Origin of the sequence: Ochrobactrum sp. S1502_03 (assembly GCF_044435015.1) — a bacterium.
GTDB classification, from domain to species: domain Bacteria; phylum Pseudomonadota; class Alphaproteobacteria; order Rhizobiales; family Rhizobiaceae; genus Brucella; species Brucella chromiisoli.
In genome coordinates, this window is record NZ_JAYEXN010000032.1 from 1 (window position 1) to 21,822 (window position 21,822).

Sequence of the window (21,822 nt, forward strand, 5' to 3'; positions counted from 1 at the left end):
CCGATTGAAATCGAAGGTCATGTTACCCTTTAAATAAGGGGTCCCGTTTGGATGCCGATAACCCCTCAAATGGGGTCCTTATTCCATGCTTAATGACACCCTGAAGACGGCCACCCGCACGCCTACGGTTCAAGGCGGCACTTATGTTCTCGGTCGTGGCGGCAAGCCATTCGCAAGCGGGGACAGTATGTCCGCGATGTTTAAGCGATGGTGCAAGGATGCCGGCCTGCCGATGCTGTCAGCTCACGGCGTTCGCAAGGGGCTTGCCGAATTGCTGGCAGAACAGGGGTGCAGCCAATACGAAATCATGGCAATCCTCGGCCATTCCGAAGCGAAAACATCCGAGGTTTATACCCGGAGAGTTGAGCGTTGGAAGCTGGCTCTTGGCGCCATGGAACGAGTAGATGTGTCCCACGCATGGTCTTGATGTGGGACACCTTAAAAACTAAGGTATTGATTTATTTGGATAAAAACACTGATATAGGGTGGTAAATGGTGCGGTCGAGAAGACTCGAACTTCCACGGGTTGCCCCACAGCGACCTCAACGCTGCGCGTCTACCAATTCCGCCACGACCGCACTGTGTGGTAGAAGCTGAACACTGTCAGCGAGAGGGCATTTAGCAAATCAGTTTCGACTGCACAAGGCTATTCTTTCAGTTGAGCACAATTGATTGAATTTATTTTGTGATGCGCTTAAACGCTTGATTTTAAAATGCAAAGAACTCAGCTTAATCTGGTGGTTAACCAGATCGCGGAGCGACATTTTCAATGTAAATGATAATTCTGAAAGAGAATGGTGCGGTCGAGAAGACTCGAACTTCCACGGGTTGCCCCACAGCGACCTCAACGCTGCGCGTCTACCAATTCCGCCACGACCGCACGTGGTAGAAGCTGAACTTGTCAGCGAGGAGGCATCTAGCAAATCGATCCGACAGGCACAAGCCTATTCTTGAACTTCGCCCAATCTTTTTGAAAATAATAGAAAAATAATGAGTTATCAGCCGCTGATCCCCTGAAGGCGCTTAATGTCTTCCAGTCTTTTGACGGTTTCTGCATAGCCGATGTCGATTGCCTCAGATGCGCGGTGGAAATCTGCGAGGCCGATTTGTGCAACGGTCGGCATCAGCGACACATCCGGTGGATCGCCAGCCATACGCGCGCGTGAAATGCGGTCCTGAATGATGTTGAAAGCTTCCATCATCACACCCGTTATACCGAGGCGGTTTTCTTTGCCGCCTTGTATGGCTTCGGTGAGATTTTCGCGCTGCGACTGTGCATGTTTGATGACGGCTGCACGTCCGAACTGATCGTAATGAAGGTTCACAGCGAGAACCAAGCGTTGTTCATAGGCGCGGCATACGGAGACTGGAACCGGGTTGACCAGCGCGCCATCGACCAGCACACGCTCCTGCCAGCGGACAGGCTCGAACACGCCGGGCAGTGCATAGGAAGCGCGCATGGCTTCGACTAAAGGGCCATTTGAAAGCCAGATTTCATGGCCGGTGTGCAATTCGGTGCAAACAGCCACGAAGGGGCGGTCAAGCTCCTCAAGGCGCAAGCCATCGAGATGCTCACGCATACGATTGTCAAGCTTCATGCCACCGAACAGACCACTACCGCGAAATGTGATGTCGAGAAGATTGAACATCCGCCGCCGCGTGAGACTGCGCGCAAATTCTTCCAGTTGATCGAGCTTTCCGGCGAGATAGCATCCGCCGACCAATGCGCCGATTGAGGTGCCGGCAATCATTTCAATCTCGATCCCAGCCTCATCAAGTGCGCGCAGCACGCCAATATGCGCCCATCCACGCGCGGCACCGCCGCCCAGAGCAAGGGCAATGCGGCGCGGCTGATGTCGCACCTGTGGCTGATTGATGATTTCTTCTTCAGGCGTCAGGGCTTGTGGATTGGCAGCCCTGCGCCTTTGACCCCATGCACGCATATCGATTAAGCACCTCTTGTTTTGATGATATTACCAAAACACGGTATCGAAACAATAAATGCTGCGATTTGAAGGCCAAGAAAAAACTTAGAGCGACCTTTGTATGCTCAACAGCAGCCCGTTAGTGCTGGTGGTCGCAGGAGCCATTCAGTGACAGGCTGACCTGACCATTTTCGGACTGCACCTGACGATAAAAGCAGGAGCGCCGACCGGTGTGGCAGGTTGGGCCATCGCCTGCGACGCGAACCTTGAGCCACAGAGCATCCTGATCGCAATCGGTGCGCAGTTCGATCACGCTTTGCAGGTTGCCGGATGTCTCGCCCTTTTTCCAAAGCGTGTTGCGGGAGCGCGACCAATAATGCGCAATCCCGGTTTCAAGCGTCAGGCGCAGCGCTTCTTCATTCATATGTGCGACCATGAGCAATTCACCATCATGCGCATCCGTCACGACGGCTGTGATGAGGCCGGAAGCGTCGAAGCGCGGCATGAAAACCGCACCTTCTTCAATCGCCTTCTTGTCGGAAGGTTGGGCAGGGAAAAAGCTCATTGTTGCGCCTGATAAATTGGTTTTACTTGCGGATAAGGCTCATGAAGCGGACCTGTTCGTTCACTTCTTCCTTAAAAGTGCCGGTAAAGGTGGTGGTGATCGTGCTTGAACCCTGCTTACGGATGCCGCGCATCGCCATGCACATATGTTCCGCGTCGATCATGACTGCAACGCCGCGTGGCTTGAGAATACGCTGAATGCTATCAGCGATCTGCGCGGTAATGCTTTCCTGCGTTTGCAGGCGACGGGCAAAAATATCAACAACGCGTGCAATCTTGGACAGGCCAAGCACCTTGCCATCAGGCAGATAGGCGACATGCGCCTTGCCGATAATTGGCACCATATGGTGTTCGCAATGCGAGAAGAAGGAAATGTCCTTCACCAACACCATATTGTTATAACCCGAGACTTCCTCAAAAGTCGTGCCCAGCACATCTTCCGGGCTCTCATCATAGCCACCAAAAAGTTCGCTATAGGATTTTGCAACACGCATGGGCGTATCGAGAAGCCCTTCACGGTCGGGATTGTCGCCGGCCCAGCGAAGAAGGGTTCGCACAGCAGCTTCTGCTTCGGCCTGTGTTGGCTTTGGCGATTCTTTGGAAACAATGGGTTCGTTATCGATCGGAAGGATGCGAGCGTCCATTCGTATTCTCCAGTAGTCTCCTTCACGGAGGAGACGAGTTAAACGGACAATACAGCGATGCGTCTTGCGAACGTGCGATGTATTGATCCGGCAACACCAAGCTGCCGGACGGATATTTGTGCGACTTCATAACCATGCGATAATCTGACCATGGCGCAGCTGCGCACTGCCTATTATATAGACAGGAAAATGCAACTTCAAACCGTTACCGGACGACAATTTTGCATTTTTATCCGGTAAGGCGGAAGGTTCATCTCAATGATAGACGATGTATATAACAAACGTATCCTTGAATTTGCAGGGAACATTGAACGACTGGGACGCATTGCGGAGCCTGATGCCGTGGCGACTGTTCATTCAAAATTGTGCGGTTCGACAGTGACTGTTTATCTCAAGATGGCGGATGGGGTGGTTACGGACTTTGCACATGAGGTGAAGGCTTGCGCTTTGGGGCAGGCGTCATCCTCAGTTATGGCGCGCAATGTGGTCGGTTGCACGGCGCAGGAATTGCGCGTTGCGCGCGATTCTATGTACAAGATGCTCAAGGAAAATGGTCCTGCACCTGACGGTCGTTTTGAAGATCTGAAATATTTTGAACCGGTGCGAGACTACAAAGCCCGTCATGCTTCAACGCTTTTGACATTTGATGCAGTTGTCGACTGCATCCGTCAAATCGAGGAAAAGGTGCAGGCCGCCTGATGTGCAATTGCGGGAAAGATCATCCGGCCAAGGCTGCGATCAATAAGAAGCGACAAACCCGCAATTTTACCGATCCTTGGCGCAAAACACCGGGCAGGGTGCTGGGGACGGGTTTGATCAGACTTTACCAGCTCACGCTTTCATCCTTTATCGGCAATTCCTGCCGCCATATGCCGACCTGTTCAGAATATACCTACGAATCTGTTGCTCGTTACGGATTGTGGAACGGCAGCTGGATGGGGCTTTTTCGTATCATGCGCTGTGGTCCCATGGGGACTCACGGTTTTGACCCTGTGCCAAGAGAACTTTCAGACGAATTTCGGTGGTATTTGCCCTGGCGATTCTGGCGAGTTTCATCACCCAGGCGCTGAAAAACTGTTAAAAATTGTTGATTTATTGTGTGTTGCTCAGAATTCGTTAATGATAAATCGGTTTTATCAGGAAATGCAAATCAAGTTGAGCAAGCGTCTTTTTCACGCCGCAATTCGACTTCATTTGCAATGAGTTTTCTCTTCTTGTGAGCCATCATGCATAAATTATCGTCACGCATCTCCCGGCTGATTGCAGGTGTTGCGCTTGGTGCCAGCATCTTCTGTGCAACCAACGCTATGGCCAATGTTTCATGGGTTGTGTTTGATGCCGATAGTGGCGTGATTCTTGGGCAGGATGGCTCAACCGTACAACATGCGCCTGCATCGCTTGCCAAGATGATGACCCTTTATCTGGCTTTTGAGGCCTTGAAGACCGGTCGGATTCATTGGGACGATCAGATGCCGATTTCTAAAAATGCGGCGGCAAAAGTCAGAATGAAACTCTGGCTCAAGGCAGGTGAAACCATTTCGGTTCGCGATGCGATCAGCGGTATGATTGTCGTATCTGCCAATGATGCAGCCACTGTCATGGGCGAATATCTGGGTGGTTCAGAAGCCTCTTTTGGTCGCCTGATGACGCAGAGAGCCCGAAATCTCGGCATGAAGAGTACCTATTTCGTCAATCCATCGGGTTTGACCGGAAAGATGACGCAATTGACGACTGCACGCGATATGGCTGTGCTTGGCATGTCGCTGCGCCGTGATTTTCCAAATGAGTATGCGTTGTTTTCCCAGCGTTCCTTCGCTTACAAAGGACGTCCGTTCAACGGTCACAACAATCTGATGTATCGCTATCAGGGCGTTGATGGCATCAAGACCGGATATACGGATGTTTCGGGCTATAATCTCGTTTCCTCCGCGATCATCAATGACAAGCATCTCGTTGGCGTTGTGCTTGGTGCTGGCTCCTCGCGCGAGCGTGATGATCGCATGGCAAAGCTGCTGACACGTTTTGGCAAGGAGGACGCCGGAACCGGCGTCGACGAAATCGTGACTGCTTCGGTTCAGACACCTTTGCCCATTATCTCGCCGCTTATGCCTGAAAAGCCAAAAGCCGATGTGATTGCCGATACGATTGACGACAATAGGATCGAGCAGGGTGATGGCGGCTTTTTGGTGAAAGCTGCGATGTCTGCATGGCGTGTTCAGGTTGGAGCGACCCCATCGCGTTCAGGTGCTGATGCGTTGCAGGCAAAATATCTGCCGGTGGTGAGCCGTCTGGTTCCGGGTACAAAAGGCGAGATTTCGCCATCGACGCGCGGTCGCAAGGTCTATCGTGTGCGCTTCACGGGCTTCAAAGATTCAGATGCAGCGCAAAAGACCTGCGTACAGCTTCAGCAGCAGGGTGTTCCCTGCCTTGCCATTCGCAACTGATTTTCTTTAGTCGTCGGAATTCTGATCGCGCTGTGATGCAGTTTGCCACGGCGCTTTTCCTTTACGTGCTGATCAAAAGAGATTAATAGCCAGTCTTCATTCAAGATTACATAGGCGCGGCTCTGTTACAGAGAGCGCCTTTCGTGAGTAAACCACCCGCAATCGTTGGCGGGACTGGATAAGGAGAATATGATGTCGAACGTTTCCATGCAGTTTCCTGATGGCTCGGTGCGCGAATATGATGCCGCAACAACCGGTGCCGAACTCGCCGAATCGATTTCCAAATCACTTGCCAAGAAAGCCGTGGCTTACGCCGTAGACGGTACCGTGCGTGATCTTTCAGATCCGCTTGGCGCTTCCGGTGCAATCGAAATTTTGACCCGTGAAGATCCACGTGCGCTTGAACTGATCCGTCACGATACGGCGCACGTTCTGGCCGAAGCTGTGCAGGAGCTTTTTCCGGGAACGCAGGTTACAATCGGTCCAGTCATTGAGAACGGCTTTTATTACGACTTTGCGCGGAATGAACCTTTCACGCCCGATGATCTGCCGGTGATTGAAAAGAAGATGCGCGAAATTATTCAGCGCAACAAGCCATTCACCAAGCAGGTGTGGTCGCGCGAGAAGGCCAAGCAGGTTTTTGCCGATAAGGGCGAAAGCTACAAGGTCGAACTCGTTGACGCGATCCCTGAAGGTCAGGATCTGAAAATCTACAATCAGGGCGAATGGTTCGATCTTTGCCGCGGTCCGCATATGGCGTCCACGGGCCAGATCGGCAATTCATTCAAGCTGATGAAGGTTGCTGGTGCCTACTGGCGCGGTGATGCCAACAATCCAATGCTGACCCGCATTTACGGTACGGCATTCGCCAATGATGCCGATCTCAACGCTTATCTTCATATGCTTGAAGAAGCGGAGAAGCGCGATCACCGCCGTCTGGGTCGTGAAATGGACCTGTTCCATTTCCAGGAAGAGGGTCCGGGCGTTGTTTTCTGGCACGCCAAAGGCTGGCGCATGTTCCAGACGCTCGTCGCTTATATGCGCCGTCGTCTCGACAGTCATGGCTATCAGGAAGTCAATGCACCGCAGGTGCTGGACAAGTCGCTTTGGGAGACATCCGGTCACTGGGGTTGGTATCGCGACAACATGTTCAAGGTGACTGTTGCCGGTGATGATACCGACGATGATCGCGTGTTTGCATTGAAGCCTATGAACTGCCCAGGTCACGTTCAGATATTTAAGCATGGTCTTAAGTCTTACCGCGATCTGCCTATAAAGCTTGCAGAATTTGGTAATGTGCATCGCTACGAACCATCGGGGGCATTGCATGGCCTGATGCGTGTGCGTGGCTTCACGCAGGACGATGCGCATGTGTTCTGTACCGAAGAGCAGATGGCTGCTGAATGCCTGCGCATCAACGATCTCATTTTGTCGGTCTATAAAGATTTCGGCTTCAAGGAGATCACGATCAAGCTTTCGACGCGTCCTGAAAAGCGCGTTGGTTCGGATGAATTGTGGGATCGCGCTGAAAGCGTGATGATGACGGTTCTTGAGCAGATCAAGGAACAGTCGGACGACATCAAGACTGGCATTCTGCCAGGTGAGGGTGCGTTCTACGGTCCGAAATTCGAATATACGCTGAAAGATGCGATTGGCCGTGAATGGCAGTGCGGAACGACACAGGTTGATTTCAACCTGCCGGAACGTTTTGGCGCTTTCTACATCGACAGCAATTCGGAAAAGACGCAGCCGGTGATGATCCATCGCGCGATCTGCGGTTCAATGGAGCGTTTTCTCGGCATTCTGATCGAAAACTTCGCCGGTCACATGCCGCTGTGGTTTGCTCCGGTTCAGGTTGTTGTTGCGACGATTACCTCAGAAGCCGATGGCTATGCTGCGGAAGTTGCAGCCAAACTCAAGGCGGCAGGCTTGCAGGTCGTGACTGACACACGCAACGAGAAGATCAACTATAAGGTTCGCGAACATTCGGTTCAGAAGGTTCCGGTGATTCTCGTTTGCGGTATGCGTGAAGCGGAAGAAAAGACGGTTAATATGCGTCGTCTTGGCTCGCGCGATCAGGAATCCATGACGCTGGATGAAGCGATTGCTCGTCTGAGCGAAGAGGCAACACCGCCAGATCTCCTGCGTCTGCGCAACGCATAAACAAAAAGGCCCACTTCAAGTGGGCCTTTTCGCAATTTTACTGGAAATGCTTTAGTCCTGAGCGGCGTCGTTGTCTGTCAGTGCTTCCGACTCGCGGTTGGCGATGACTTCCACTTCTTCATTGTGGCCCGAGGTCACTTTGAAGTCGCGCTGATAAATTCGGTCTTTGTTTTTCGCGATGGCGACATAGTCACCCTCGATGAGAACCATCGATGAATAAGCGCCTGCGCTTTCACGAACCACATCACCCGAAGCATTGAGTATCGACCATGACGTGTCAGCGAGCGCTTCACCGCCTTTTTCACGCACCAGTTTTAGAATGACTTCCGCAGCGCGATGTTGAACTGTGGCTTCTGTCAGTTTGCCTGCCTCGACCCGAATATCGGCGCGGATTATCGCATTGGCCGTGCCATAATTGGAGACAACGTGATAAGTGCCGCTGTTTAGCCGGATGATAGTATCCGGTTTTACATCGGGAACGATCAGCGAGCGTTCACTATTGTCCTCATCGGCATAGATAGAGAAGCGAACAAGGTCGCTTTTGATTTTGCCGGCATCCGGCAGGACGGCGCTTAGCTTCATTCCGCCAGCATCAAGCGTCATGACTTCATGACGAATGCCATTGGTGAGCGTAATGCGCTTGGTTGCGCCTGCACGGCCATATGCGGCATGAACCAGATAACTGCCTTCTGGCAGGTTGAAAACCGCGCTGCCACCCTTTGACGATGCAATCAGCGCCAATTGCCCGTCCGGGCCAACCTCTGGCGCAAAAACACGCCAGACAAGCCCAGAGGGTATATCCGGCCCATCTTGATTAAGACGGGCTTTCAGATCAAGCTCACTGGTTTTAACGAGAGGGTTGTTTTCAGGGCTGGACGGATTTGCATAGGGACTGAGTTTTGGCAGGTCGAGCTTTGGCTGCGGGAGGTCAGGCAGGCCGATTGTGCCGTTAATGTCCTGCGCAAGTGCCGGTGACGATGCAATCAGGGCAAGCGAAACAGCCGCTACAAGTGCCTTGCTGCGTGATAATTTCGTATGCTTTTTCTGAAACAGGTCTGAGCGATCTGACATGGTGATGTTTTGCACTCAAGCGCATGGCAAATTCAAGGCTAAACTGACCGTTGTGTTTCAAATTTATCATTGCGCCTGACGCATCGTCATTGATTTTAGGCTTTACACCTTCATGATGTCGCGCGAGAAGAAGTCGCCTCCATTGAAGTGGAGCGATTTATGCAGATTTGAGCGATGAGGTTTCCCCCCGTGACACATCCGGTCTTTGAGTTTCTGGCGCAGCGCAGTTCCACGCCGATTTCCGCGATTTCCGAGCCAGCGCCGCAAGGTGCTGAGCTTGACGAATTGCTGAAAGTTGCAGCCCGCGTGCCTGATCATGGCCGTCTGACGCCATGGCGCTTCATCCTGTATCGCGGTGATGTGCGCCATCAGGTTGGTGCATATCTTGCCAAGCGCGCTGAGGAGCGGGAAGGGCCGTTGCCCGATAGCCGCAGGGATCAGGAGCGCGCGCGTTTTGCACGTGCGCCATTGGTTGTTGGTGTTATCTCCTCACCGGTGGCGCATGAGCGTATCCCGGAATGGGAGCAGTTTCTTTCAGCTGGTGCGGTAGCCATGAACCTTTGCACGGCAGCCAATGCGCTCGGCTATGCAACGAACTGGATTACCAACTGGTATTCGGATGATGCACCGGCTCGCGCCTATCTCGGCCTTTCGCCAGACGAGCGGGTTGCGGGTTTTGTTCATGTTGGAACAGCGAAAAACAAAATGCCGGAACGCCCGCGTGCAGATATGGATAAGATTGTGTCCGATTATAATAGCCCGTGGTCATCTTGATGTTGAATATTAGCAAACTTGCTTAAACGCTGGAAAACCCGATGTTTTATGAACCACAATCAGGTCATAATCTGCCTCATAATCCATTCAAGGCGATCGTTGCACCACGCCCCATCGGCTGGATCGGAACACGTTCAAAGACGGGGGCCGTAAACCTCGCACCCTATTCCTTTTTCAATGCAGTATGTGACACGCCGCCGATGATCATGTTTTCATCCAGCGGGGTGAAAGACAGCGTGACATTTATTGAGGAAACGGGTGAATTTACAGCCAGTCTGGTCAGTGATCATCTTAAAGAGCATATGAATGCAACATCGGTAAATGCCCCGCGCGGTATCAGCGAGTTTTCATATGCCGGACTGACTGCCGCCCCAAGCAAGCTCATCGCAGCGCCCTTTGTAAAAGAGGCCTATGCGGCCCTTGAATGTGTGGCCGTTGAAGTTCAAAATTTGCAGGACAAAGAGGGCAGGCGAACCGATAATTACATGGTGATCGGCGAAGTTGTTGGTGTTCACATTGATGAATCCGTGCTGACAGACGGCCTGTTCGACATCCGAAAAGCCAAGCCGGTAACACGCCTTGGCTATATGGATTATGCGACCACGCAAGAGGTCTATCAGATGACCCGCCCAAAATGGGTAGATAAGTCGTGAGGAAAGGGGCTGATTAAAGCCCCTTTTTCTTCGCCTCGACCCAAATGGCTTCCATATCATCAAGCTGGGCTGATTCGAGATTGCCACCGGATTCTTTGAGCGATTTTTCGATATAATCGAAGCGGCGCTTGAACTTGTCATTGGTGGCGATCAATGCGGTTTCGGGGTCGATTTCCAGATGCCTGCCGAGGTTGACCATCGCGAAAAGAAGATCGCCATATTCCTCCTGAATATGGGCCTTGTCGTGAGATGCCATTGCCCCTTTGAGTTCTGCGGTTTCCTCGGCAATCTTGTCAAGGATGGGGGCTGCTTCAGACCAGTCGAAGCCAACCTTGGCAGCTTTTTGCTGGAGCTTTAATGCGCGCAACAGGGCAGGGAAGGCCTTCGGAATATCATCTAGATAGCGGGTTTTCTCGACCGTTTCCAAACCAAGCTTTGCGCGGCGTTCTGCGCGCTCTGCTTTTTCCTCAGCCTTGATGCGGTTCCATGATCCCTTGGCCAGGCCTGCGCTTCTGGCTTCTTCATCGCCAAATACATGCGGGTGGCGACGGATCATTTTGCGCGTGATGGCTTCGACCACATCACCAAAGGCGAACTGGCCCTGTTCTTCCGCCATGCGCGAATGAAACACCACCTGCAACAACAGATCACCAAGCTCTTCGCGCAAATCATCCACATCATCGCGTTCGATGGCGTCGAGAACCTCATAGACCTCTTCAAGCGTATAGGGTGCAATCGATTGCGATGTCTGTTCAACGTCCCATGGGCAGCCAGTTTCTGGATTGCGCAGGGCGATCATGATTTCGAGAAGACGGTCAATATTGCGGGAAGGTTCCATCTTCGCTCCATAAAAAGTGATGAGGCACTGTTCGGGTAATTTGCGAGAATTGTATGGACCGGGTTGCAGTCCGCTTCGGTTTTGGCATAGTCAGCACAAAGACCGGGATCGCATATCAAGGCGATATGTTCAACAAGCAGGTATTGAGAGAATGACGATTCTTGTAACGGGTGGTGCCGGATATATCGGTTCGCATACATGCGTGCAGTTGATTGAAGCTGGCCATGATGTTGTTGTGGTCGATAATTTTGATAACAGCAGCCCGGAATCACTCCACCGTGTAGAGAGAATTACCGGCCGGGCACCGATCCGTGAGCCGGGCGACATTCGGGATCGTGCGCTTCTTGAACAGATTATTAAGCGCCATAAATGCACGGCCGTTATTCATTTTGCTGGCCTCAAGGCCGTTGGTGAATCGAACGAAAAGCCGCTGCATTATTACGATTGCAATGTGGTTGGCACGCTGCGTTTGTTGCAGGCAATGGAAGCGACGGGTGTTAAGACACTTGTTTTCAGCTCGTCGGCAACGGTTTATGGCGAACCGGAAAAGCTGCCGATTACCGAAGACCAGCCACTTTCTGCGACTAATCCTTATGGGCGGACAAAGCTGATCATCGAAGAGATGCTGCGCGATCTTTATAACAGTGATAAGAGCTGGAAAATTGCCATTTTGCGCTATTTCAATCCGGTAGGTGCGCATGAAAGCGGTCTGATCGGTGAAGATCCCAAAGGGATTCCAAACAATCTGATGCCGATCATTGCGCAGGTGGCAACCGGTCGCCGCGAAAAGCTCCATATCTGGGGCAATGATTACGATACGCCCGATGGCACCGGCGTGCGTGATTATATTCATGTGGTTGATCTTGCGGCCGGACACCTGAAAGCACTGAAAAAGCTGGATGAACCGACGTGTTTCTCTGTCAATCTCGGGACAGGGCACGGCTACAGTGTTCTTGATGTGGTTAAGGCTTTTGAGCACGTCTCAAACCGTGAGATCAAATATGAGCTTTCACCGCGCCGTCCCGGTGATGTGGCAGAATGCTATGCTGACCCGGCTTTTGCGCGTGATTTTCTTGGCTGGACTGCTCAGAAGGATTTGCGCGAAATGTGCAAAGACATGTGGAACTGGCAATCGAAGAATCCTGACGGATACAATGTAGATTGATTTTTCAAAGCCGCTCGCTTTGGTGGAATTATGTTGCAAACTCCCTGAAAAGTGAACGGATCAGCCCTCCAGCCTGTCCTTTCGTGTTGTGCCTGCTTTTGATGGGGCTATTACAAGCGGGAAATAATTGCTCATGATGAAAGCGCCCCAACCCATTCGAAACGAGGGCTTTCAGATTGATGCGCTGAAGGACTGACGAGATAATGCGTTTTCTACCCGATAAGTTCACCTGCATGTTGATCGCAACGATTGTGCTTGCATCAGTCCTTCCTGTGCAGGGTGATTTTGCTGTTTGGTTTGCCATTGCGACCAAGGTCGCGGTGGGGCTTTTGTTCTTCCTTCATGGTGCGCGGCTATCGCGTGAAGCCGTCATTGCCGGTGTCATTCACTGGAGGCTGCATCTGGTGGTAGGCTGCGCAACATTCGTTCTTTTCCCAATTCTGGGACTTGTTGCTGGCTGGACAATTCCGGGGCTCGCGCAGTCTCCGTTTTACCTTGGTATTCTTTATCTCTGTGTGTTGCCGTCCACTGTGCAATCATCCATCGCTTTTACGTCAATGGCTGGCGGTAATGTGTCGGCAGCGATTGTTTCGGCGTCCGCATCCAATATTTTCGGTATGTTTCTGACACCATTGCTGGTGGGATTGCTTTTTGCTGTTAAAGGCAGCGGTGGAATTTCGATCGATGCGCTCCAGTCGATTTTGCTGCAATTGCTTGCGCCCTTTGTGCTGGGGCAGATTTTGCAGCCATGGATCGGTCATTTCATGCGTCGCCATAGCAAAGCGCTTGGTTTTGTCGATCGCGGTTCCATCCTTATGGTCGTCTATCTGGCTTTCAGCGAGGCCATTGTTGAAGGCCTTTGGCGCACGGTTTCGTGGAATGATCTCGGCGTGATGTTTGGTGTGAATATAATGCTTCTGGTCATCGTGATGCTGGCGACGTGGTATGGCAGCAAGTGGCTGGGCTTTCATCGTGCCGATCGTATCACCATCATGTTCTGCGGCTCCAAAAAGAGCCTTGCCAGTGGTGCACCCATGGCAAGCGCCATCTTTGCAGGTGCGAATGTTGGCAGTGTCGTGCTGCCGCTGATGCTGTTTCACCAAATTCAGCTTATGGCCTGCGCTGTTATTGCGCGCAGGCTTGCAGAGCATAAACCCAGCGCCACGATAAAAGCAGCTGCTGCGGAGTAGGGGCCTTCGCGCATTATCTTTTTGCGGTTTGCTTGTCATACCGGGAAAGAAAATCTACAGAGAAATTCCAATCGGTCGTGTCGGGAAAGGCAAGTTTTATGGCGGACAAGAACAAAGAGACTTTCGATCAGGAAGCGCTTGCAGAAGCCTATAATCTCGCGCTTTCGCTCGAAAAATCCGGCGATCTGGATGCTGCGGCCAAAGCTTATGAGGACGTGTTGCGCATTGATCCCGATGATCATGGTGGTGCTGCGGTCCGCCTCGCAAGCATGGGGCGCGGATCCGTTCCGCCAAAAGCGCCGGATGCCTATGTGTCGACGTTGTTTGATCAGCATGCAGAGATGTTCGACACAATTCTTGTCGATCAGCTTGGCTATGATGTGCCATTGCAGTTGCGTGAAATGCTTCTCGAAATGGATGAAGAGTTTCAGGCGGAACGCATGCTGGATCTTGGCTGCGGCACCGGGCTTTCAGCCGATGCGCTTGATGATATGGCCGAACACAAGACTGGCGTTGATATCTCTGAAAACATGATCGAAGTTGCTTATGACAAAGGCGATTATGATGCGCTTTTTGTGGGCGAAGCCGTCAAGTTTCTTGAAAACACGCAGGAAGACGCCTGGGATTTGATCGTCGCGACCGATGTGCTGCCTTATATGGGGGAACTCGAAGCGTTTTTTGCGGGCGTTGCCAGGCATCTTAAGGCAGACGGATATTTCTGCTTCTCCAGCGAAACGCAAAGCGATGCGCGATTTGCGGATCGTCACTTCATGGTTGGTGATTTCCAGCGTTTTGCACATGCACAGTCTTATGTCCGCTCGCAGTTGTCTGAGCATGGAATGGACTGCATTCGCTGCGAAGATATCACTGTGCGCAGTGAGCAAGGCTCGCCAGTACCAGGGCATCTTTATATCGCTAAACGCCGCTAAAACGGCATGATGATACGTCCGGTTGTTCCATAATCCATATTATGCAATTCAATCTTATGACGGCAATATACAGATGCGACACATGGGCAAATTAGAGATGCGACCTTTCTAGGCCGCTTGAGTTTATAAGAATATACTCATACATAGCTCATGGTATTGAGCTTGCAGATTATTTTATGGAGAGGATGAGTTTCATGGGTAAAATTTCAGTCTTGCTGATCGCAATGCTAATCATGGCGGGATGCACAACTTCAGAGAAAGACGTCAGTATCGGAACTGTTGCTGGTGCCGCGATCGGCGGAATCGCTGGAGGTGGCCGTGGCGCACTGATTGGTGCCGGAGCGGGTGCGATTGGTGGTTTACTTGTTCGCAATCTGCGCAACGGTAAATGCGAATACAGAAACAGCCGTGGCCAGATTTACACTGCACGCTGCCGTTAAAATAATAGCAAGGCAGGGCTTTAATGGCCCTGCCCTGTACATGGATTTTATAAAAAACAATACCCTTTAATTTGCATATTTTACGAACGGTATATTTTATGACCGACATCAATGCGATTGCCGGTTGGGGTCTTCAATACGAATGTTCGCAGGTCAAAGCCCTTATCCTGCAAGGCCTTTAGCAGGTTCTGTTTGATCGCAATCATTTCTCTTATTACGGATTTCAACAGGGCTGCTGATTGTCGATCTAAGACCAAAGCATGCGTGTAATCGTTGTTGACTTGCGCTATTACCCCCATGCGCCGAATCCGATCGTCAGCTTAAATGCTTCGCGCACCGGAGAGTGTTGTTTCCGGCCTAAAGCCGGTCTCCAAGGAAGGTAGATTACATGTTGGAAGCACGTATCAGGAACGCATCCCTGCGTGATAAGATCATTACGGCAGAACAAGCTGCCAGCCTGATCAAAGATGGCATGATTATAGGCATGAGCGGGTTTACGCGTTCAGGTGATGCCAAGGCAGTTCCTTTAGCGATGGCGGCGCGTGCTGCAAATGATCCATTCCAGATCACCTTGATTACCGGCGCGTCCCTTGGCCATGATGTCGATAAGGTGCTGACCGAAGCCCATGTGCTTGCGCGTCGCATGCCTTTTCAGGTGGATCGTACTTTGCGTGCCGCAATCAATCGCGGTGAAGTCATGTTCATTGATCAGCATCTCTCGGAGACGGTCGAACAATTGCGTTCGAACCAGATCGGCCCCATTGACTACGCCGTGGTCGAAGCCCTGGCGATCACTGAAAATGGCGGCATTATTCCAACGACATCCATTGGTAACTCTGCGAGCTTCGCAATTCTGGCCGATAAGGTCATTGTCGAGGTTAATCTCAATCAGCCACTGGCGCTTGAGGGATTGCACGACATCTATATTCCAACGAAGCGCCCTTCCCGCGATCCAATTCCGGTGACGGCCTGCGACAGCCGTGTTGGCCTGCCCTATATTCCGATTCCGCCTGAGAAGATCGCCGGCATTGTTATCACCCATGAGAACGACAGCGCCTCGACGGTGGAACCTGCCGATGGCGAAACCATTGCCATTGCTTCGCATCTCATCGAGTTTCTTCTCAAAGAAGTCGATGCAGGTCGCCTTGATCTGACACTCAATCCTTTGCAGGCAGGTATTGGTACAATTGCCAATGCTGTTCTCAATGGCTTTGTGGATAGTCCGTTTCATAATCTGCGGATGTATAGTGAAGTGCTGCAAGACAGCACTTTCGATCTTTTCGATGCTGGCAAACTCGATTACGCCTCCGGCTCATCCATCACGTTAAGTCCTGCCTGTGGCGAGCGCGTGTTTAGTAATATTGACCGCTATCGCGACAAGCTGATTTTACGCCCTCAGGAAATCAGCAATCACCCGGAAGTTATTCGTCGTCTTGGCATCATCGGCATCAATACCGCGCTTGAGTTTGACATCTACGGCAATGTGAATTCCACCCATGTCGATGGCACACATATGATGAACGGGATCGGCGGTTCCGGTGATTTTGCGCGTAATGCCTACATTTCAATATTTGTCAGCAAGTCCGAAGCGAAGAATGGCGCCATATCGTCTATCGTGCCGATGGTCACCCATGTCGATCACACCGAGCATGATGTCGATATTCTTGTGACAGAACAAGGGCTGGCCGATCTACGCGGGCTTGCACCACGTGAACGGGCACGGCTTATTATCAATAATTGCGCGCACCCGGATTATCGCGACCAGCTCAATGATTATTTTGAACGTGCTTGCAACAGAGGCGGTCACACCCCTCACCTGCTTGAAGAAGCATTTAGCTGGCATGACCGGCGTAAGCAGACGGGTTCGATGCAAAAATAACGGCTGTGTATTTGGAGTGCCGATTTGATTGAATCAGATCGGCTTTCCTTTCATTCCGGTCGAAATCTGCTCTCATCGGCGGCATAAGTCGCCGATTTCCTTTCGTAAATGACTGGAACCTTATTCTGATAGGAACGTTAACCGGCATATCATCTTTGCAACAGGATGATGGAGATTGGGGACAGTTATTGGCTCGGAAACGGGCCGCGCTTCCCATTATCATACCGCTCTGTTCGGCCTCCAGATGGAACGGTCGCCGAAAGAGTTAAGAAACATCCGTTCCGGGAAGGGTCCGACTGCTTATGTCTATCCTCATTAGCCTTCTGATAACAATTCTGGTTATCTTTCTCGTCCTTTACCTCATCAATATGCTACCGCTTGATGGGAAAGTGAAACAGATCGCCCAGGTGATTGTCATTATTATCGGTATCGTATCGCTCTTGAAATATCTGGCAGTCTTTTAGAGCATTCCAAGCCAAAGGGCGAAGTGGGGTTGCGTGGGATAATGGGTGAACCCAAACAGAAAGAGCACGCCCGTTGATTCAGTCAGATCGAACCGCGCCAGAGCGCGTTTCGATTTTCTTGAATCCGATATTTGCTCTAAATCATTCTATTTTAAGCATAATTTTATTGGCTTTTGTTTCGCTTCAGTCGGGTTGTGCGCCGATGTGAAAAATTACAGCAAATGTTATTTCTTTTAAAGATTGTTGTCTCAAGACGAATCTATGAGTAAGATATTGATGATGCACTACTTTAGATTGTGTTTTTAATGGCACACATATATAAATAATTGTATTCGTGCAGGAATGTAGCTTTTATCAAAATGTTGCACCTCCTATAAGGCCTCTGAGGGCGCGTTTCGGGCTGATTGTATCGGGGGCGTGTTCGGATTTTATTTCAGCGCGCAACTTGTCTGGTCGCAATGGGATCAGAAATTAGTCCTATGGACTGGTTTCTCAGCATCGGCGGTTGGCGTTTGGGGGCTGTGCACTAACGATCTAGTCTGTTCATACAGGGTTCAGCAACAGACACCTAAAATATCTTCATAGGGTTGGGGGATTTCATAGATATGAAGACGGTTTTATGGAAGGCAGCGTTCATAACGTTGTGTGTCGTTCTGTTTTCCTTAGCAACCAGCTTTGTTGTCGGATTCTTTTTCGGTTCACTGCCGGGACGGGCAGCTATCAGCCTGAGTGCAGGCATTCCGATAGTTACCGCCTTCCCTTCGCTTGTTTATATTTTCTATCATTATAGCAAACTTCAGGATGCCTATGCGCAGCTTGAAAAAGCGCATACCGAATTGCAGGCGCGCTCGCGCGTTGATCATATGACTGGATTGCTCAACCGCGAAGCACTGTTGGACGCTATGAAAATCAGCCGCTCGCGCATTGAAAATGGAACTTTGCTTGTCATCGATGCCGATCATTTTAAAGCAATCAATGATACATTCGGGCATAGTGTGGGTGATCGTGCACTCAAGCTGATTGCATTTGCGCTTCAAAATGTGACGCGCAAGGGTGATCTTGTCGGGCGTATTGGTGGCGAGGAGTTTTGCGTTTTTCTTCCCGGGGCTACGGGAGAAACAGGTATGCGCGTTGCGCAGAGAATACGTTCAGAGGTGGAAAACACACCGTTCCATGCCACCGAATATCAGATATACCCGCTGACAATCAGTATCGGTGTGGCATCTGCGCCAAAGAATGAATCCAATTCTCAGGTGTTGAGCCGGGCTGACCGTTGCCTTTATATGGCCAAGCAGCGCGGTCGAAATTGCGTGGTGTTTGATGAAGAAAGCGGACGTATTACAAGCGCGTCTGTCGTTTCAATCACCAACGGACGCGAAGTCGCGCGGGGCTAACCTTATTCCCACGCTATCACTTCTTCTTCCGACCAGCCGACAGGCACAAATCCCATTCTCTGGTAAAGCTGCAACGCGCGTGGACTGTCGAGCGTGTTGGTGTGAATTGAAATTTTTTGCGGCTCATGTGACCACGCCGTGGAAATCGCTTCATTGAGAAAGAATTTTCCCAGTCCCCGCCCCTGATAATCCGGCATGAGGCCAAAGTAGAGAATTTCAGCCGTTTCGGGTAAGGCAGCGAGATTGATCTCCAAAAGACCGGCCGGATTGCCATCGACATAGAGAACGTGAATTTCGGTGGTTTCGGCGTGAATTGCTTCGGCCACTTCTGCATCATTTTGCACGCGTCGCATCATCCAATGATGCTGACGCCCGATTTGTTCATAAAGGTAGCGATAGAAATGCACGGGCATTTCGGTCGATTGCATGATGGCAAGGCGCACACCAGATGGCACCGGAACAGACAGTGACGACCGTGCCGTCATTTCCAGATGGGTTACTCTGGCGGTAAGCTTTTTTTGTGGCATTTTATTCTGCTTCGCCGGTCACGACAGGCGTATCCTGCCTGCTGCCCCACTCGCTCCAGGATCCATCATAAAGCCGATTGTCTTCATGGCCAAGCGAGGTCAGCGCGAGGGTGATGACCGCAGCCGTCACGCCGGAGCCGCAGCTTGTAATAACAGGTTTGTTGAGGTCGACACCGGCACTGCGAAAAATTTCGCGAAGGCTGTCGAGGCTCTTGAGTTGACCGTTTTCAGACAACGATCCAACGGGAACGTTGCGTGCGCCCGGCATATGACCGGAGCGCATCCCTTCCCGCGGCTCTGCATCGCGGCCTGTGAAACGGCCAGCCGCCCGCGCATCGGCGATCTGAGAGCTGCGTTCATCGACGATTTTGCTCATTTCTGCAAAATCAACGACCTTGGCCGCATCGAATGAAGGCGTGAAAACTGTTGCAGCGATTTTTGTCACTTCATCGGTGACGGGGAAGTTTGCTGCTTTCCAGCCATCAAAACCGCCATCGAGAACCAGAACGTTCTTCACGCCCATCACGCGGAACATCCACCAGACGCGCGGTGCGGAGAACATGCCGGGACCGTCATAAACAACAATGGTTTCATCTGCCGTGATGCCCATTGCACCGACATGGCGCGCAAAAAGCTCTGGTGAGGGCAAGGTATGGGGAAGGCCTGAATCCTTGTCGGCAATCACGTCCTGATCGAAGAAGACGGCACCCGGAATGTGCGCTGCATCATATTCATCGCGTCCGTTACGACCGGCTGCGGGCAAATACCACGATGCATCCACGATTGCGAGGCCCGGCTCGCCCAGTCGGGCTTTCAGATCATCGCGGGAAATAACAAATGCGCTTTTGTCGGACATGATTGCTCCTGAAATTCTCAAGCTTGCGGTGCATTGCCAAATCGAATGCGGAAGCGGCGGTTTTCCTTGCCCTTCTTTTCGATCTTGCCGATGTGGATTTCACCCACTTCCTGTGTTTGAGAAACGTGTGTGCCGCCGCAAGGTTGCGAATCCACCGAACCATTTTCGCCGATAACCACCAGACGCAAATGTCCCGTGCCAACAGGCGGACGTACATTCTTTGATTTCACAATATCAGGATTGGCCAGAAATTCCTCGTCGGTAATCCAGCGCAGCGTAACGGGATCATTGGCTTTGACCATTTCCATGAGTTTTTCTGTCACCAGTTCCTTGGTATAGCTCGCATCTGGCAAATCGAAATCGACACGGCTTTCCTCTTCACCAACTGCGGCACCGGTAATTGGAAACGGACATGCGACAGAAAGAAGATGGCAGGCCGTATGCATACGCATCAGCTTGTAGCGGCGCTCCCAATTGAGTTGCAGAACCAGCTTCTCGCCAATTTCGGGCACCGCCTGCCCTTCGACTGGCACATGGATGATTTCATTTTTGCTTTCGCCGGTCACAGTTGCAGCAATTTCAATGCGCGAGCCATCGGCACGTTCAAAATAGCCCGTATCTCCCGGCTGTCCGCCGGACGTGGCATAAAAATTTGTCTGATCAAGAATGATGCCGCCGGACTCTGTCAGGGCAAGGACCGAACCCTCCGCGCTTTTAAGATATGCATCTTCGCGGAACAGTGCTTCAGTCTCGTATGCCATGATTATCCCTCGTATGGTATTTCAATCTCGGTTTTTGTTTCAAGCCAGCCCGGCACGGGCAAGTCTTTTCCCCGCAGGAAAGCCGGATTGAACAGCTTGGACTGGTAACGATTACCATAGTCGCAAAGCACCGTCACGATTGTGTGGCCCGGACCGAGGTCTTTTGCAAGGCGGATTGCACCGGCAATATTAATACCCGATGAGCCACCGAGGCAAAGCCCTTCCTCTTGCACCAGATCAAACAGAATATCGAGTGCGTCGGCATCGCCAATGCGATAGGAAAAATCAGGCGTAAAACCTTCGAGATTGGCCGTAATACGCCCCTGCCCGATGCCTTCGGTGATGGAATCGCCTTCCGATTTCAGTTCGCCCGTCGTGTAAAAGGAATAAAGGGCTGCGCCATAGGGATCAGCGAGAGCGATCTTGATATTCGCATTCTTGTCCTTGAGGCCAAAGGCCGTGCCTGCGAGTGTGCCACCCGAACCGACAGCCGAGACAAAACCATCGACCTTGCCATTGGTATCACGCCAGATTTCCTGTGCTGTGGTTTCAATATGTGCGTTGCGATTGGCCACATTATCGAATTGATTGGCCCAGATAGCACCATTGGGTTCGGTTTTGGCGAGTTGTTCAGCCAGGCGGCCCGACAAACGCACATAATTGTTCGGATTGCGATAGGGTGCTGCTGGAACTTCAATCAGTTCCGCACCCAGCAGACGCAAGGCATCCTTCTTTTCCTGGCTTTGCGTTTCAGGAATAACGATTACAGTGCGATAGCCAAGCGCCTTGGCAACAAAGGTGAGGCCGATGCCGGTGTTTCCTGCCGTGCCTTCAACAATAACGCCACCGGGCTTGAGAAGTCCGCGTTTTTCGGCATCACGGATAATATAGAGCGCTGCGCGATCCTTGACCGACTGACCGGGATTGAGAAATTCAGCCTTGCCATAGATTTCGCAACCAGTGATTTCAGAAGCCTTTTTCAAGCGGATGAGTGGTGTATTGCCGATAGCATCGAGTGCTGAATTGAGCATGGCTTCCGTTCCTTCTGGTTGAGAGGAAACTACGGGGAAGCATGACGTTCTTCAAGCAACCGGGGAATAATTTTCCAGGTGAAATTGCAATGACGAACTCAACAATCCAG

At 51.4% G+C, this 21,822-nt stretch carries 24 protein-coding genes and 2 tRNA genes; 14 read left to right on the top strand and 12 right to left on the bottom strand.

The window, feature by feature from the left end:
- The first annotated feature begins 85 nt into the window (after positions 1–85).
- Positions 86–427 carry a tyrosine-type recombinase/integrase gene (locus tag VBH83_RS15805; RefSeq protein ID WP_396998559.1) on the top strand — a complete coding sequence of 114 codons (342 nt, stop codon included), beginning with the start codon at positions 86–88 and terminating at the stop codon, positions 425–427.
- Positions 428–493: 66 nt separating this feature from the next.
- On the opposite strand, the gene VBH83_RS15810 is transcribed toward VBH83_RS15805, so the two are convergent.
- The 5 genes from VBH83_RS15810 to folE all read right to left on the bottom strand — a co-directional run bounded on the left by VBH83_RS15810 (position 494) and on the right by folE (position 3,133).
- Positions 494–578 (bottom strand) — tRNA-Leu (locus VBH83_RS15810).
- A 217-nt stretch (positions 579–795) separates the two neighbouring features.
- Positions 796–880: transfer RNA gene (locus VBH83_RS15815), tRNA-Leu, on the bottom strand.
- A gap of 118 nt (positions 881–998) precedes the next feature.
- Positions 999–1,943, bottom strand: coding sequence for a patatin-like phospholipase family protein (locus tag VBH83_RS15820; protein ID WP_396998561.1), 945 nt, complete (start codon positions 1,941–1,943; stop codon positions 999–1,001).
- A gap of 121 nt (positions 1,944–2,064) precedes the next feature.
- The gene (gene hisI, locus VBH83_RS15825) at positions 2,065–2,490 is read right to left on the bottom strand and encodes a phosphoribosyl-AMP cyclohydrolase (RefSeq protein WP_265984669.1); all 426 of its coding nucleotides are present in this window, start codon (positions 2,488–2,490) and stop codon (positions 2,065–2,067) included.
- Positions 2,491–2,512: 22 nt separating this feature from the next.
- Complete coding sequence (gene folE / locus VBH83_RS15830; protein ID WP_396998563.1) at positions 2,513–3,133, bottom strand: GTP cyclohydrolase I FolE; 621 nt, start codon at positions 3,131–3,133, stop codon at positions 2,513–2,515.
- Between the two features lie 258 nt (positions 3,134–3,391).
- Here folE and VBH83_RS15835 point away from each other — a divergent pair, with 258 nt between their 5' ends.
- The 4 genes from VBH83_RS15835 (at position 3,392) to thrS (ending at position 7,740) form a co-directional block, all read left to right on the top strand.
- The gene (locus VBH83_RS15835; RefSeq protein WP_265984671.1) at positions 3,392–3,832 is read left to right on the top strand and encodes an iron-sulfur cluster assembly scaffold protein; all 441 of its coding nucleotides are present in this window, start codon (positions 3,392–3,394) and stop codon (positions 3,830–3,832) included.
- Positions 3,832–4,203 (top strand): membrane protein insertion efficiency factor YidD, encoded by a 372-nt coding sequence (yidD, locus tag VBH83_RS15840; RefSeq protein ID WP_265984672.1) that lies wholly within the window; start codon positions 3,832–3,834, stop codon positions 4,201–4,203. The genes VBH83_RS15835 and yidD overlap by 1 nt, the downstream gene beginning before the upstream one ends.
- A gap of 156 nt (positions 4,204–4,359) precedes the next feature.
- On the top strand, positions 4,360–5,577 hold the full coding sequence (locus VBH83_RS15845; RefSeq protein WP_265984673.1) for a D-alanyl-D-alanine carboxypeptidase: 1,218 nt from the start codon (positions 4,360–4,362) through the stop codon (positions 5,575–5,577).
- A gap of 189 nt (positions 5,578–5,766) precedes the next feature.
- Positions 5,767–7,740, top strand: coding sequence for a threonine--tRNA ligase (gene thrS, locus VBH83_RS15850; RefSeq protein WP_265984674.1), 1,974 nt, complete (start codon positions 5,767–5,769; stop codon positions 7,738–7,740).
- A gap of 51 nt (positions 7,741–7,791) precedes the next feature.
- Here the strand turns inward: thrS and VBH83_RS15855 are convergent, their stop codons facing one another.
- Positions 7,792–8,811 carry a hypothetical protein gene (locus VBH83_RS15855; RefSeq protein ID WP_265984675.1) on the bottom strand — a complete coding sequence of 340 codons (1,020 nt, stop codon included), beginning with the start codon at positions 8,809–8,811 and terminating at the stop codon, positions 7,792–7,794.
- A 189-nt stretch (positions 8,812–9,000) separates the two neighbouring features.
- Here VBH83_RS15855 and VBH83_RS15860 point away from each other — a divergent pair, with 189 nt between their 5' ends.
- Together VBH83_RS15860 and VBH83_RS15865 are read left to right on the top strand one after the other, a co-directional pair.
- A complete protein-coding gene (locus VBH83_RS15860; protein WP_396998583.1) occupies positions 9,001–9,585 on the top strand; it encodes a nitroreductase in 585 nt (194 codons plus the stop codon).
- 41 nt (positions 9,586–9,626) lie between these two features.
- Entirely contained in the window at positions 9,627–10,238 is a 612-nt protein-coding gene (locus VBH83_RS15865) for a flavin reductase family protein (protein ID WP_396998566.1), read from the top strand.
- Between the two features lie 13 nt (positions 10,239–10,251).
- Here the strand turns inward: VBH83_RS15865 and mazG are convergent, their stop codons facing one another.
- On the bottom strand, positions 10,252–11,076 hold the full coding sequence (mazG, locus tag VBH83_RS15870) for a nucleoside triphosphate pyrophosphohydrolase (RefSeq protein ID WP_396998568.1): 825 nt from the start codon (positions 11,074–11,076) through the stop codon (positions 10,252–10,254).
- A gap of 151 nt (positions 11,077–11,227) precedes the next feature.
- Between mazG and galE the strand changes: the two genes are divergently transcribed.
- The 4 genes from galE (at position 11,228) to VBH83_RS15890 (ending at position 14,800) form a co-directional block, all read left to right on the top strand.
- Entirely contained in the window at positions 11,228–12,241 is a 1,014-nt protein-coding gene (gene galE / locus VBH83_RS15875; RefSeq protein ID WP_265984678.1) for a UDP-glucose 4-epimerase GalE, read from the top strand.
- A gap of 203 nt (positions 12,242–12,444) precedes the next feature.
- Complete coding sequence (locus tag VBH83_RS15880; RefSeq protein ID WP_265984679.1) at positions 12,445–13,431, top strand: bile acid:sodium symporter family protein; 987 nt, start codon at positions 12,445–12,447, stop codon at positions 13,429–13,431.
- A gap of 98 nt (positions 13,432–13,529) precedes the next feature.
- Positions 13,530–14,360, top strand: coding sequence for a methyltransferase domain-containing protein (locus VBH83_RS15885; protein ID WP_265984680.1), 831 nt, complete (start codon positions 13,530–13,532; stop codon positions 14,358–14,360).
- 194 nt (positions 14,361–14,554) lie between these two features.
- Positions 14,555–14,800 (top strand): YMGG-like glycine zipper-containing protein, encoded by a 246-nt coding sequence (locus tag VBH83_RS15890; RefSeq protein WP_265984681.1) that lies wholly within the window; start codon positions 14,555–14,557, stop codon positions 14,798–14,800.
- A gap of 80 nt (positions 14,801–14,880) precedes the next feature.
- On the opposite strand, the gene VBH83_RS15895 is transcribed toward VBH83_RS15890, so the two are convergent.
- A complete protein-coding gene (locus VBH83_RS15895; protein WP_265984682.1) occupies positions 14,881–15,099 on the bottom strand; it encodes a hypothetical protein in 219 nt (72 codons plus the stop codon).
- A gap of 89 nt (positions 15,100–15,188) precedes the next feature.
- Here VBH83_RS15895 and VBH83_RS15900 point away from each other — a divergent pair, with 89 nt between their 5' ends.
- The 3 genes from VBH83_RS15900 to VBH83_RS15910 all read left to right on the top strand — a co-directional run bounded on the left by VBH83_RS15900 (position 15,189) and on the right by VBH83_RS15910 (position 18,537).
- Positions 15,189–16,679, top strand: a complete 1,491-nt coding sequence (locus tag VBH83_RS15900) for an acetyl-CoA hydrolase/transferase family protein (protein ID WP_265984683.1) — start codon at positions 15,189–15,191, stop codon at positions 16,677–16,679.
- 302 nt (positions 16,680–16,981) lie between these two features.
- Positions 16,982–17,143: a Thivi_2564 family membrane protein gene (locus VBH83_RS15905; RefSeq protein WP_265984684.1), complete on the top strand. Its 162-nt coding sequence runs from the start codon at positions 16,982–16,984 to the stop codon at positions 17,141–17,143.
- Positions 17,144–17,748: 605 nt separating this feature from the next.
- Entirely contained in the window at positions 17,749–18,537 is a 789-nt protein-coding gene (locus tag VBH83_RS15910; RefSeq protein ID WP_396998572.1) for a GGDEF domain-containing protein, read from the top strand.
- Positions 18,538–18,539: 2 nt separating this feature from the next.
- Here VBH83_RS15910 and VBH83_RS15915 read toward each other — a convergent pair whose 3' ends face one another.
- Genes VBH83_RS15915 through VBH83_RS15930 form a run of 4 tightly spaced genes read right to left on the bottom strand, consistent with a single transcriptional unit; the run spans position 18,540 to position 21,712 of the window.
- A complete protein-coding gene (locus VBH83_RS15915; RefSeq protein ID WP_396998574.1) occupies positions 18,540–19,064 on the bottom strand; it encodes a GNAT family N-acetyltransferase in 525 nt (174 codons plus the stop codon).
- A gap of 1 nt (position 19,065) precedes the next feature.
- Complete coding sequence (gene sseA / locus VBH83_RS15920) at positions 19,066–19,920, bottom strand: 3-mercaptopyruvate sulfurtransferase (RefSeq protein ID WP_265984687.1); 855 nt, start codon at positions 19,918–19,920, stop codon at positions 19,066–19,068.
- 17 nt (positions 19,921–19,937) lie between these two features.
- On the bottom strand, positions 19,938–20,681 hold the full coding sequence (locus tag VBH83_RS15925; RefSeq protein WP_265984688.1) for an alanyl-tRNA editing protein: 744 nt from the start codon (positions 20,679–20,681) through the stop codon (positions 19,938–19,940).
- Positions 20,682–20,683: 2 nt separating this feature from the next.
- Complete coding sequence (locus VBH83_RS15930; protein ID WP_265984689.1) at positions 20,684–21,712, bottom strand: cysteine synthase A; 1,029 nt, start codon at positions 21,710–21,712, stop codon at positions 20,684–20,686.
- Positions 21,713–21,822: the final 110 nt, after the last annotated feature.